The organism is Maribacter sp., from assembly GCA_020629415.1.
Classification (GTDB): Bacteria; Bacteroidota; Bacteroidia; order Flavobacteriales; family Flavobacteriaceae; genus Maribacter; species Maribacter huludaoensis.
The window spans coordinates 86,663-102,074 of sequence record JAHDDL010000005.1 but is presented as its reverse complement, the minus strand read 5'-3'; the positions used below and the strand labels follow the sequence as shown (position 1 = coordinate 102,074).

Genomic DNA, 15,412 nt, shown 5'->3' with positions numbered 1-15,412 from the left:
AACAAAAAATATTTTTCGATTACTAACCATTTAATTTAGAACATTTTATGATTAACCTATATGCTACCCAAATTGAGAGTATTTCAATACATAGAGTTGGTAACAAAAATAAAAACGAAGGTATCTTTCTTTCAGAAGAACCCTTTAGACTTAATGATGAAACTACCGGTCTATTAAAAGAATATTTTTTTAAACCTTTTAGAGAAAAAGAAGAGAATTATTATAAGCTTGCAAACGAAGTAGATGTTGAGTTTAACGAGCTATATAAAATAGTGACCGAAATTTTTGAAGACCCGTCAAAGGCTCATTTAAATTCAAAGAAAGTAGCTTCGTTACTTTTTGAGCAATCTAACCACCCCCATATTAAAAGTGGGGAAGTCTATGTAGCTTACCTTTCTAACTTACTTTTAGATAATAAGAAGGTTGATGCCATCGGAATTTTTAAAAGTGAGTTAAAACACGATTTTATTCAGTTTGAAGAAAAAAACAGCAACTTGGATATTGTTATTCAACAAGGTATCAATATTAATAAGTTGGATAAAGGCTGCTTAATTTTCAATGTTGAAAAAGAGGAAGGTTATAAAGTACTTTCAGTTGACAGCAATAAATACGATACCAAATACTGGATAGAAAACTTCTTAGGTGTTGAACCATTATCAGATGACAACTTTAAGACAAAAAACTATTTAAAATTTTGCCAAGACTTTGCCAAAGAGGTCGTTTTACCTGCCGAGGATAAACAACAAGAAGTTTTGTTCATGAACCGTGCAGTAAACCATTTTGCAAAGAACGATGCTTTTGAAGAGTCTACGTTTTTGAACGAAGTAATGGAGAACCCAGAATTGATACCGGAGTTTAAACATTACAAAACAGAAAAAGGACCTAAATTTAGTATAGAAGATGTTTCTACTTTTGATATTGCCAATAAAGCGGTATCTGATGCTCGTAAGAAAATTAAAAATGTTATTAATCTAGATACCAATATACAGATTAAAATGGATTTTATAAACCCGGAATCTGCGGAGAAGTTTGTAGAGAAAGGATGGGATGAAGAGCGACAAATGTATTACTATTTAGTATATTTCAATAAAGAACAGAAGAGCTAAATAAACAATTTGTATAAAAAAAAGCCCGTTATTTAAATTTAAATAACGGGCCTTTTTATTTTCATGATTAACTGATAATCAGTTAGTTATTTATTTTAATATTATGTTCTATAATCTGTTTTAAACTTACGTCTTCATAATTTCTTCGCACAAAATTCAGTGCTAGATCCAGCACTTCTCCCATTGTTTTACAATTCTTAAAATCCATATCCATGGTAAGAACTTCAATTTGCTCTCTTAACATTGCTATATTTTCAGGAGTAGAAATATCATCTGTCTTACAGATAGCCCGTAATTTTTTTATTCTATTGCCGGAACTTAAAATTCTTTTGGCTACCATAGACCGTTCTTCCAATTTGTATTGATCTACAGAATCATGTGTTAGTTTCTTTCTAACCAATTCAACCATCTGGTAATTTTCCTTAAAAAATTGAGGCCTATAGACTTTCAACTTTCCTTCAAAGCACTGTTGGTCAAAATCTATGGCCCTTATTTTGTATACTACATGGTCAAAATCGTGTGTAGGCACAATTACGTAATTATATGAACGCATATCGCCCAATAAACGGATCATGCAACGTTCATTGAATTTTACGAATTCCTTAGCCAATTGCGCCTTTTCACGTGGTGTACATTTTGGTAAATTATGCTTTATAAATTCATCACCAGGTATACCTGCAATATGCTCTTCGATCAACGTATCCTTATAGACCAAAAAGTTAAGATTGTACGGTGAAAGCATGTGCTCTAACTCTAGCCCATAAATACGAGATGCATCGGTCTTTTTAATATAGAAATATGTGAAATTGTCATTTAAGATATTTCTGATCTTAATTCTAAAGGGTTTAGAGTTTCCGAACGTACAGAAATCGACTGCATCGACATTTAAATATTGATGAATATTATCGCTTCCATCAGAATGTAAAATAGAATAAACTTTTTTTAAGCTATCGTCAATTTCCTTTCTATCAAACTCAGAATAATATGCACGTACCCAAAGTGTATCCTCATCATTTTTATCGTACACAACGACCGATCCCGAGAACCGAAGTAAATCATCATAAAAAATAGGTATTTCTATCTTTCTACTATAGTGCTCCAAATAGCCATCTAATGCCTCACTTACAGGGTAAGCAGGTTTTTTTTTGGACATTAATCTTTCTTCCGACATGCTGCAAATTTACTGGTAAATTACACAAATAGACCAAATAAATTTCATCAAGCATATATAATTAGCGTGTTCAACAACATATATGAACCTTATACAACATTTTTTTAGTTAGGACCCAAAAGGTCACTTTATTTGTTTTAGTACTACTTATAACCACACCGATGACCACTCTGACTAAATCGCTTATTAAATTATTACTGTTTTTTATAATTGCGTTCAGTTCTTTTTTAGGGACCGCACAGTTGAGCGACCTTCATTATTTACCACCAATGAAGCAAGGTCAAAATAATGCAGCTATACAAAACCAAGCAATTCATTTATCTACTCCAGAAACCACACCTTTCAACGTTTATGCTTATCAAGGTACCTCTAACACAATTGTAAGAACATTTACTATTGATAGACTTAACCCAGGTGTTTGGACCTTACCAAATGGTGATAACAATATTACTTTAGTAAACAATGCAAATACCGGTACAGTACTTTCCAATAGTGGTTTACGTTTTATATCTGCGGGCGGAGAAAAGTTTTATGTGAATTACAGAGGTAATTCTGGTGCACAAGCTGCGTCACTGACAGCAAAGGGTAGACAAGCAATGGGTACGAACTTTAAATGGGGCGGTGTACCCAACAAAGGTGCACAAGTATCCAAATCTAATACGTTAGGTATTATGGCCACTGAAGACAACACCACAGTTGTCTTATCCGGTTATGATCCAGGTTGCGAGTTTAGAGTAGGTAATAACAGAGCGGGAATTACCGCCAATTCACATACTATAACCTTAAATGCCAATGAGTCTTTCGTTTATGAAACTTATATAGGAACCTCACCTACACAAGCACATGAAGATGGTTGGATCGGTGCTTCTATAGTAGCAACAAAAGATATTGTAATCAGTAATGGTTCTATGAACTTTGGTAGTCAAGATGGCCAAAGTCACAGAGATGCCGGTATTGATCAGCCAGTACCTATTAATAAATTAGGAAAGGAATATGTATTTATTAGAGGTAACGGTTCTAGTAGCGGCCTTACAGAATTTCCATTGGTAATTGGTACCGCAGATAATACCCAAGTATTTGTAAATGGCAGTACAACACCAATTGCAACCATTAATAATGGTGAATATTTTAAAATACCAAGCTCTTATTACTCTAGTAACTCTGCAGGTGCAAACATGTTTGTTACAACGTCTAAAGATGTTTACGCGTACCAGAGTTTAGCAGGTGCAGCTGCAAATTACACTCAAGGTCTAAACTTTGTAGCCCCGGTAAACTGTTTGTTACCAGATGTAATGGACAATATTCCAGATATTAGAAACATGGCCGGTACTGATGTTACTGGCGGATTAACCATTATTGCTTCGGTAAATACGTTAGACGCAAATATTAAGGTATACGAAGATGGTGTAGAGGTTTCTAAACCGGCCTCTGACCCAGTAGCGGGATCAGATGACTGGAAGACTTTTTACATTCCAAATTTGGATGGCAATATAAACGTAACTTCGACCGGGCCAATGGCTATCGGTTTTTTTGGGTTTAATGGTGCACGTGGTGTTGCCGGCTATTTCTCAGGTTTTGATACCGTACCGGAAGTTATTTTACAAATCAACGGCGGTGTTGAAGGTGAGTGTTTTTCTGGCTCAAGTATCTTTGAAGCATCAGATGATAATTTCGATGCCTACCAATGGTATTTTGATGGTGTTGCCATACCAGGCGCAAATGCATATGATTATGCAGCAACCATTGCCGGTGATTACTATGTAAGAGGTACAAAAGGACCATGTACCTACGACTCGCAAACTATTAAGATTTTCTATTGTGAACCAGATGTTCAAATTAAAAAAACAGTTGACAAACCAGAAATTACAGAAGGTGAAACTGCTACTTTTACCATTAGAGCAGAAAATTTATACTTTAATGATATTACCAATTTACGGGTTACAGATAATATTCCTGAAGGATTAACATTGGTTCAGGCCAACACAATTACAGGAACATTTAATAAAAATGTTTGGAATATTGGAACTTTGGCTCCTGGTGAAGTTGCTATATTAACGTTAGAGGTAACCGCAGATGAAATAGACATTTTGCCATTATTAAACCTGGTAAACATAGCTACTAACACCCAAGACCAAACGGATGCCAATATTACTAGAGATGAACCCTCTGCCCGTATTATAGTGCATAACGATTTTGATAATGACGGTGTAGTAGATAGTGTTGATTTAGATGATGACAATGATGGGGTGTTAGATGCTGTTGAGCAAATGTGTCTTATATCTAATGACGTAAATTTCACATCACCTTCAAGCACAGTTCAGGGTGGTACCGCCGTAACCGAAATTTTCTCTAACTTCAATGGCTTTTGGAGAAGTTCTACAACTTCAAGAAATCCAGTTTTACCGAATCTATCACATGAGTTATTGGCATTCACATCAGGCGGCACAACATTTTCCACAGGCGTTGCAGACGATAATCTTTATGATTCCAACGGCAATGGTTTATTTGACGGTATAGACGCCAACAATGACGGATTTTCGGACATTTCAGCTACAGAGTCTAGCTGGATGGCCTTGACCCCTTCAAACAACATTTATGGTGAAGCAACTTTTGAAGCGAATTTAAATGATGGAAATAATGACAATGCTCTAGGATTAACCATTGTTAACGACCCTACTACAGATGCATTGAACCCTTTATTGACACATGGACAAAACGGGTTGGATTTAGGATCCGGCATAGTCAACATTGGCGATACTTGGACTTATGAAATAGATCCTATAGTAGCTACCAATGTTGGTGATGGAATACCAGATATATTACTTACCCAAGTGGCTGACCCAAATGGCGCTAGTCACGTTGTAAGTCTTTACGATGCTACAGGTGCCCCGTTAGGAAACGCCGTACGTGTACAAGCGTATAGTGGAGGAGCCCTTACCGGTGTTGTTGGCTCTTACAGATTAGATGTTTACCACGCAAACGGAAGCGTATTCTTTGATAATACAACAAGGGATTATCGCTTGGCCACCGTAGAATTATCAGAGTTTGGCATACCTACCGCCAATTTAGCCGATGTTGCTTATCTAAGATTACAACTTAGTTCAAATGCAGATGTTGCCTTTCTATCCTATAATACAGCGTCCTTTTCTGGATTTTGTGCAAATCTAGATACTGATATGGATGGCTACCCAGATCACTTGGATTTGGATAGTGATGATGACGGATGTAGCGATGCCAATGAATTTTATAAAGATGATGCTGCGGACGGTGGTGATGGCGGCGAGTATGGAACGGGAATTCCTGCAGTTGACCCTACTGATGGTACGGTAAATGCAGCTTCTTATACTCAGGTTTTTGCACCGGTAATTGTTTTGGGCAATACTTCAGAATTATTGGGCGGTACCGATATTAACGGGGAAGATGTAGATTTAGGAGATACTTACAATTATGTATTAAGATTTCAAAATACGGGAGATGATCATGCAACCGGTTTCACCATAAAAAATGTGTTGCCCGACAATGTAAGTTTAGATGACATAAACATTGACGACGCACCGGGTGTAACCAACACCTATGATGAAAGCTCCAGAACAATTACGTTCACCATACCTGACAATCTAGTTCAAATAGACGATCCAGAGTATAAAATAAAGATAACGGTTTCCGTTGCAGGCGACTGTTCTGAATTTGTAGCGGCCTGTGCCTCTCAACTAGAGAACCATGCCTATGCCAATTACACCGGCACTTTAAATACCAACACCTTTTCGGACGAAGATGGCAGTAACCCTGCAGGTGCATGTACAACGACTTTAGAAGTTGCCGCCAATAATGTATCAGATGCATTGGCAAATTGTAACGTTGCCCGTACAGTAGAACTTTGCGGCGCCAGCGGAACACTTTCTGCCGGTATAGGTTTTGACAGCTACACTTGGGCGATTGATAACAATAATAATGGATCAATAGATTCTGGTGATACTATTTTAGATAATGGTACATCAAACACGCTAACGGTTACAACAATAGGCAGCTATATTGTTGAAAAAACATCGGCTTCAGGTTGTGCAAACCATACGGAATTGATTACCGTAGAGCGTTATGGCGAAACACAGACCAACCCGATCATCAGTTACTTTAACCAAGTTAATGGTGACAGCAACCCAGATAATGATATTCAAGGTGAAATTGTAACCTGTTCTAACGATAACAACTCAATGCCACATATTTTCCTATGTGGAGATACCGATAGTGCATTTATACAGTTAGGTATTACCGATGCTTTGAGCATTAAGTGGGAAAAACTTGACGAAACAAGCTGTAATACCGCTACTTGTGGAGATGTAAGTGATGATTGCGCAAACACAAATGGTGGGTGGACATGGAACCAGGTAACCGATGCCGATAATTTTACAATAACCGAAAGTGGTAAATACAGGGTGGTCATAGGTTATGAGGGCGGATGTTTCAGTAGGTTCTATTTCAATGCATATCAAAATACATTGGACATCCCGGAACCAGATTCATCCGATATTATTTGTGATACCGAAGGTTCTATACGAGTAATAGACCTAGGTAGTGGTTACGGATACCAGTTATTCGATGTAGAAAACAATGCTATAGCTGTACCTTTCAGTGCGGCACAAGGTCCTAATTTTGCTATAACGGCCAGCGGTACCTATAAAGTGCAGATTACGCAGTTGAATCCTACCACAGGTGCACCCATTGAAAATAGTTGTGTATTTGAAACAGAGGAAATTGGGATTGCCGAAAGAATTTTTGATACAACGGTAAGTTCAGTACCATTTGATTGCAACGATGCGGGAACAATATCCATACAGGCACTGAACGTTTCGCCAGAGTATAGCTATGAACTATATTTTGACAACGGTAGCGGTGGCAAAGGAGACTTGGTCGCCAATAATCTACTTTCAAAGGACAATACACATACATTTACCGGTCTTTCTGCAGATGACTATGTTGTGGTAACGACTACCATAGATGGCTGTAGTGATGAAAGTACTATTACGGTCGACGAAATTCCCGAACTAAGGTTAACCGCTACAAATCAAGATAATATTACCTGTACTCCCGGTGTAATTAATTTAACGGCCACTGGCGGCACAACAGGTTATGAATATGCCATATACAGTAAAGATGGTGTCGCTCCTTACGTGGATGAGACAACTATACCAGATTCAGAATTTACGACCAATCCATCGTTTTTATTCGGATATGATGGTACGCCTTCTACATATGTACCTAATGAAGATGGGGAATATGTTTTTGTAATTAGAGATGATAACGGATGCTACGGATTGTCGAATATTGTACAGATGCAAGATCTGGGCACCATAAGCATTTCAGCATCAAATACGGCTATTACGTGTGCAGATTCTGCTACCGCTGTATTGACCATTACTGCTTCTGGCGGTAATGCCCCTTACCAATATAGTATTGATGATGGCGCAACCTTCCAGACAGAAAACTTCTTTAACAATATAGCTGCGGGTGTATATAACATTACCGTAATGGATTCCAATAGTAATCCTGGGAATGCATGTAGAGAGACTATAGCTTATGAGGTTGCCCAACCATTTGCATTAACGGCATCACCTTCAATTATTGAAGATGCCTCATGTGATACGTCTGGTGCGGCAACGCCTACGGCTTTGGTAAAGATTTTAAATGCAAGTGGTGGTCAAGCACCTTACCAATATAGTTTTGACGGAGGTAATACATTCTCTACGGTAGATGAACAACGTTTAGCACCTGGCACCTACCAATTGGCAATTAAAGATGCTTTGGAATGTTCTACAGACCTAGAAATTACCGTACCTACGTCTACTATTGCACCAACCTTTACAAATGACATTACCTATGAGTGCGATGGAGACGGCGTAGTAACGATTACCCCTTCAAATACAACGGATTTTACCTATACCTATAAATTGAACGGTACGGACAACGCGCCATTGAACAGTAATATTTTCAATGATGTTGCTTCAGGTACTCAAACCATAACTGTTGGATACACGAATACCATTGCAAGCTCTCAAAGTACCTTGTTCCTTGAAAATTTTGGAGCGGGTGTAACTACACAGATCGCTGAAATTGGTGCAGGATATTGCTACGAACCACAGGATGGCACTGAAACGGATTGTAACTTAGGACCTGCAGGAATACTTGTAAATGCGGAATATGCAGTTACCAACAGAATAACCAACCCTAATGCATCTTGGAGAAGCCCTAATGACCACTCTGGTTTAACCGATGGTAGATTTATGGCAATTGGGGTAAGCACCTCTGCCGGTGATAACAACATTTTATGGTCAAGAACAGGATTAGAAGCACTTGCCGATCAAGAAATCACGATATCGTTCTACGCTTATAACATATTAATAGATAATGCTTCTGGTAACGACCCAGAAATATTGGTAGAATTGGTAGACGGTTCAGGTACTGTAATTAGTAGTCAGGCAACTGCCGCTATTCCTCAAAACAACAATGCAGATGACTGGCACCAAAGAACGGTTACTTTCAATCCTGGTGCAAATACCACAGTTGGTGTTGTATTGCGTACCAATTTAAATAGTGATAATGGTAATTTCTTGGTATTAGATGATATTCAGGCATCACAAACTCCAGAAATTTGTGAGCAAACCAAAGATATTACGGTAATTGTAGAATCCGGAAAAACTTTTGAAGTAGCCATTTTAGGTAGTACAGACCCTACATGTAACGGTAGCGATAACGGTAGTATTCGTTTTGAAGTTTTTAATTTTGATCCAGTCTTAGGATATCAATATTCTGTAGATGGCGGAGCAACTTGGACAGCAGAAACTACATCACCTATTACTACCCCTGCAACATTTTCAGATGGTACGTACACTGTAATGGTAGAAAAAATAGATGACAATTCATGCACCGCAACCTCAGCAACATCTGTAACGCTTACTTCTCCAAATGCATTAACGGCAGATCTTAAACAAACTGCTGAATTTACGTGCTTTAATACTGGGGCAACTTTACAAGCATCTGCAAATGAAGGCACACCAGGTTATGAATATCAGTTAGAATTAACGGATAATACCGTAATAAGGACCTACACTACCTCAACACAGTTTTTGAACGTACCCGCAGGTACCTACCACGTAAGAGTAAGGGACGATAATAATTGTGAAGCAGTTTCAACGGCCACCGTAACCGTTTCTCAGCCAGAGACAATTGCTTTTGGTCTTACCGCTACACAGTGTTATGACGGTCAAAACAACGGTACAGTTACTGCAACGGTAACCGATGGCAATGGTAACTATTCATTTAGAATTAACGGCGGAGCATGGCAAACACCTTCTCCAATAACCGACGTTACCTATACATTCAGCAACTTATCCGAAGGTACTTATGATGTAGAAGTAAATGATATATATGGTTGTGTTTCAGCGCTACAATCCATTACCATTGCACCTTCAATTTCACTAAGTGTGGTGCCTGTAAATGCAAGTTTATGTGCCGATGGTCGTTTAACGGCAACTGCATCGGGTGGTGACAATAATTTCATGTATGCCTTTGTTCCTAATGGAACTACGGTTACGGATGCTGATTTTTCAGCAAGTAATTCTACAACAATTGCCTTGGCAGATATTGGAGATTATGATATCTATGTAAGAGATAAAGCAAATGGTACGGATGCTTGCCAAACGATGGTAACCGAAACCATATCCGCAAATCCGGTATTGGACATTACTGCCGTAGCAACAGACCCAGATTGTCATGACGGTACAGGAAATATAGAAGTTACAATTAATGACGGATTATCTCCTTTCGATTATAGATTGATAGACATTACCAATGGTACACCAGACCAAGTACAAACCAATGTTGTTGGTTCTACTAAAACCTATTATAATCTAGCACCAGGTGATTACGATGTAGTAATTACCGATGAAGCCGGATGTTCTGAAACAGAATCTGTAACGATTACAGCACCAGCTGAACTTACAGCAGATATTGTATTAGCTTATGCAAGTGATTGTAGCGGAGCCGATACTGATTTTGGTTTCGATTTTACAAACGTAACTACAGGTTTAACCGGTACTATAGAATATAGTCAAGACGGTGGTAGTACGTGGCAAACAGGAACTAGTTTTAGATCAGGATTATCTTCTGGAGATGAAGTTTTCCCTTCCATTAGAACAATTGACGGTAGCGGCAATTTAATTTGTCAAACAGATTTACCAAGAGAAATCATTCCTTATCCATTGGATGATTTGGATATTACGACTTCATCCGTAGTTGAAAATTGCGATGAATTAAAAGTAAAAGTACAAGGTGGCGAAGGAGTTCCAGGTTACGAATATACTTTTTCAAGTTATCCCGCAAATTTTGATGAAAGCACCGCAACATGGTACCCCGGTGGCGCTATTGCTTTGGACGGAAGTACGGTGACTGCAGGTCATGGTATGTATGAGTTCACAAATTTGATACCTGGTAGAACGTATGTTTTCTATGTTAGAGATAATAATACACCAGTAACTTGTATTAGACAAAGTACAGTAAACGTAAATGAAATTGCAGGTGGTCTACCAATGACCATTACTCCAGAAATCAGCCCTTCTTGTAGTACATCTAACAATGGCGAAATCACTTATACGATAGTTGACGAAGATGGTTTGACCGAACCTAGTATGCAATGGACTTTATTTGACATCGACAATAACATCGTTGATCAAAGTGCAGGTGTAATAGCCTACAATAACACCATTACCGTAACGGGTCTTTCACCTAACGAATATTATATTCAAGTAACACAAATAGACAGCGGTGGTGCACAACAGTGTATCAGTGCCAGTGAAAATGCTATTCTAGATGAATTGGATATTATTACCGGAAACCCAAGATCGATCCAAGATATTTCGTGTGAAAATCCTGGTCTAATATTAATAGACAATGTTCAAGGAGGTGGTGGTACCTATGCATATACCATTACAGGTCCTTCACCTTTTACTACCATTACGGCAACCGGAGATAACCCTATTGAGATTGCTGCAGGATCACCGGCGGGTACTTACACGGTAACGGTAGAAGATAAATATGGTTGCTCCTATAATTTGGGCAACGTTACCATGAGCTTTATGGCAGCACCAACTATTGACGATGTGGAAATAGCTAATTGCGCTACCAATGCTTCTGTAACCATAAATGTTACAGGTACGGGAACCGTTCTTTATTCTATTGATGGCGGTAGCACATATCAAAACAATAATGGCATATATAATACCGTACCGGCCGGCAGCTATACCGTAGTTGTTAAAGATGCTACAGGTTGTACGGTAAACACCAATATAGTGGTGCACCCTACTCTACAAGCCTCTGCAAGTTTAGATAAGCAATTAGGTTGTGGTGCGGGTTATGAAGCTGAAATAGCTATTGAAGGTATTTCAGGTTCAGGCAACTATGAATTCGAAATTTTAGATAGTGCGTCTGCCAATGTGGTAGCAAAGCAAACGCTTACCGGCGGTGCTATGAACGTACCGGTAAGCGTACCGGATGATACGGTAGACACCATTTACACGATAAATGTATATGATATAGGCACGGCATCACCAAATTGTAGTAGAACTTTTGCGGTAACCATTCCTGCTGCCGTACGTCCAGATTTCACGGCAACCCCTACTAAGGTTAGTTGTACCGGTGCCGAAAATGGCACAATAGAATTGGTTCAGGTCAATAACGGCAACAATCCGCTAACTTATACTCTAACACCTATGCCCGCAAGTGCATCGTGGGATGCAAGTACCCAGTCATTTATAGACTTACCGGGTGGCACATACGATGTTACCGCTAGAAGTCCCAATAATTGTTCTACGGTAAAATCTGTTATTGTTGAAGAAAATGTAGCTATAGCATTTACTGCTCCGGTTCCTGCTCAATTTGGCTGTACTACCGGTAATAACCAAGATAATGCCACTATAACAATAGACCCTATTACAATAGTTGGTGGTAGCGGAACATACAATCGTTTTGAATTTATAGACGATGCAACCAATGTTGTTCTTCAAAACAGCAATAATTTGACCTATACACATACAGATGCCGCTGGCGGGGATATAATTGTTCGTGTTTATGACGACGAAGGCTGTTCTGCGGAACATGTAGTTACCATAAATCCTTATGATATTTTTGTGGACGCAACAGTAACTGTAGACAGGGACTTGGACTGTGTTAACAGTGGTGAGAACATAACTATAGTTGTAAATAGTAGCGTTACCAATACTACTGCAAATCTTGCAAACTATGAATTTAGAATATTGCCATCCGCAAGTTATCAAACTGGTGACAATACATTTACAGATTTGGCAATTGGTACCTATACTATTGGTATTAGAAATATTACTACTGGTTGTGAAATAACACGAACTCATATCGTAGAAGACCCTAATACATTTAGTATTGAGGTTAATAAGCTTTCTGATGTAGTATGTTTTGGAACCGATGGGGCCATTGAGGTAACCTTTACCGATGCTACCTATACAGGCGATTTCAACTGGGAAGTTTTGAATGCCGATGGATCAGCTACTGCACGTACAGATGATGCCGATACTTTTGCAGGAACAGGTACAACAGCTTCTATTCCAGTAGCTGCCGGTAGTTATATTTTAAGAGCTTCACAAGTTGGAACTCCTGAATGTGTTCAAGAAAGAGCATTTACGATTACATCACCTAGCGCAGCAATTACTTTAGCCGCAATAGAGACAAAAGATGTTGGTTGTAGTAATGATATGGGAAGTGCAAATATTACGCCTAATGGCGGCGAAGCTCCGTTCAATATTGTATTAACGCATGTAAGTTCTTCAACAACTTATACTGCAAATCAAGTAAACGGTAATTTATTCACAGGTTTAAGTGATGGTCAATATACAGTAGAAATTACGGATAGTCTAGGTTGTACAGAAACCTTTACCAACGCATTTACGTTGACCCCTCCAGAACCAATTGTTGCAAATATTCAATCTGTAGTAGGTTTGGAGTGCGAAGGTGATACCGACGGAATAATTACCGCGGCATTTACACCAAGAACAGTGTCTACAAATTATAGATACATTCTTAAAACATATGATAGTGACGGACCTGGAGCAAATCTTTTACAGACATCCAGTTCACAGACTACGGCAACCTTCATGAATTTAAGATCAGGCTATTATAGTGTTACTATACTAGATGAACTAAATTGTTCTGACGAAACTAATATTGTTGAGATTGCAGAACCTGTACAAGTTAGAGGTCAATTGGTTACGGCACAAAGAGCAACATGTTTAAATGATGCACAATTATTGTTGACCGCTTCTGGTGGTACGGGGCCATATATGTGGAATACGGATGGTACCTCAACATTCAATGCCATGAATGAAACTAATGGACCTAACACCCATTTGTTCACAGGTGTTCTTCCAAATACATATGAGTACTATATTCAAGATAGTTTTGGTTGTGTATCTGTTGTAAGTAATAGCGTAACAGTAAATCCGATCGTTCCGTTGACGGTAACTTTAGAGAACAACAACCCAACAATTAGTTGTAACGGTGATGATAGCGGAGTTATAAATGCTGAAGCACAAGGTGGTTTGGGCAATTACGAATATGCATTGTTCTCTGATGCAGGTTTAACAAATGTGGTACGATCTGGTCAACCAACCGGTTTGTTCACCGATCTATTGGCAGGAACATATTATGTAAGGGTTCAAAGCGATGATTGTGAAGTATCATCTGCACTAATAAATATTACAGAACCGGAAGCATTGGTTATTGACACCGCTAATACAACCATTAACGATGTTACCTGTAATGGGCAAGAAGATGGCAGTATAACGGTGAATATGATAGGTGGTTCAGGAATATACCAATATGCAATTTCACCAAATTTAGATCGCTTTAGTGATGACAATACCTTTGATGAATTGGCACCTGGCGATTATGTAATCATAGCACAAGATTCCAACGGTTGTTTTGAGCTTGTTGAAGCAACTATTGTAGAACCGGAAGTATTAGAAGTAATAACTGAAAGCACTCCAGAAATATGTGTAGGCGAAGAAGATGGTACAATTGATTTGACTATAACCGGCGGTACCGCTCCATATAGCACACGTTTAGAATCAGAAACAGACTTTGTACAAGACAGGTTAAGCTTCACGAACTTGGCGGCCGGTGACTATATCATATATATAGAAGATGCACAGGGTTGTGAAGAAACAATTATAGTTACCATAGACGCAGGTGTAGATCTTGGAGCAACTGTAGAGCCGGTATATGGCTGTAACGGCACAATACCAAGTAACTATGTAAGCATCACACTTAACGATCCTAGTATAGAAAATGATGTACTATTTGGCTTAGATACCGTTGATCCGTTAGAGATGCAATTGACACCTATGTTCAGGGACCTGACTCCCGGAACGCATTACATCAGTATTTCTCACGCAAATGGTTGTTTAACCACATATGATGTTGAGGTATTGGCATTCGATCCTCTTGTGATTACCGTTGCAGAAAGTAATATCAATCAGATAACCGCAACTGTCGTTGGAGGTAGAGAAAACTATACTTTCTACTTTGAGGATGAGAATAGAGGCTCTGAAAATGTATTCTATATTACAGAAACGGGTACCTATGCAATAACCGTAGTAGATGATAACGGATGTGAAGCTACAGCCAGTCTGTTCATTGAATTTATTGACATTGAAATCCCTAATTTCTTTACTCCAAATGGTGATGGTCAGAACGATTTTTGGATGCCGGATAATATTGAAATTTATCCAGAGATTTTTATAAGTATCTATGATAGATACGGTAGAGCGGTCTACACATTTAAAGATAATGAAGACGGATGGGACGGATTCTATCAGGAAAACGAACTACCTACCGGAGACTATTGGTATGTCATTAAACTAAACGGCGCGGCCGACACTAGAGAGTTTGTAGGAAACTTCACTCTATATAGATAAGTAAATTAACAGAGTTAGCTAAAATAGCTACCTTTGTTTTTTTACACATTAACCACTTAATATCAACATTATACAACTATTAATTGTGGTTTTATGGCAATTAAAGTTTCTTTAACCTTATACCTGGCAGGCTTATAATG

The 15,412-nt window shown here is 38.6% G+C and carries 3 protein-coding genes; 2 read left to right on the top strand and 1 reads right to left on the bottom strand.

Annotated elements, in window-relative coordinates; genetic code table 11:
* Positions 1–47 precede the first annotated feature (47 nt).
* Positions 48–1,106 (top strand): nucleoid-associated protein, encoded by a 1,059-nt coding sequence (locus tag QZ657_RS03785; protein ID WP_276471959.1) that lies wholly within the window; start codon positions 48–50, stop codon positions 1,104–1,106.
* 82 nt (positions 1,107–1,188) lie between these two features.
* Here the strand turns inward: QZ657_RS03785 and QZ657_RS03780 are convergent, their stop codons facing one another.
* Positions 1,189–2,277: a hypothetical protein gene (locus QZ657_RS03780; RefSeq protein WP_291959811.1), complete on the bottom strand. Its 1,089-nt coding sequence runs from the start codon at positions 2,275–2,277 to the stop codon at positions 1,189–1,191.
* A gap of 161 nt (positions 2,278–2,438) precedes the next feature.
* Between QZ657_RS03780 and QZ657_RS03775 the strand changes: the two genes are divergently transcribed.
* Positions 2,439–15,272, top strand: coding sequence for a T9SS type B sorting domain-containing protein (locus QZ657_RS03775; RefSeq protein WP_291965062.1), 12,834 nt, complete (start codon positions 2,439–2,441; stop codon positions 15,270–15,272).
* Positions 15,273–15,412 lie beyond the last annotated feature (140 nt).

What these genes read in the sequence shown, in the direction of transcription:
- QZ657_RS03785 (WP_276471959.1), top strand. Translation starts at nt 48, where the DNA reads ATGATTAACCTATATGCTACCCAAATTGAGAGTATTTCAATACATAGA.
- QZ657_RS03780 (WP_291959811.1), bottom strand. Translation starts at nt 2,277, where the DNA reads ATGTCGGAAGAAAGATTAATGTCCAAAAAAAAACCTGCTTACCCTGTA.
- QZ657_RS03775 (WP_291965062.1), top strand. Translation starts at nt 2,439, where the DNA reads ATGACCACTCTGACTAAATCGCTTATTAAATTATTACTGTTTTTTATA.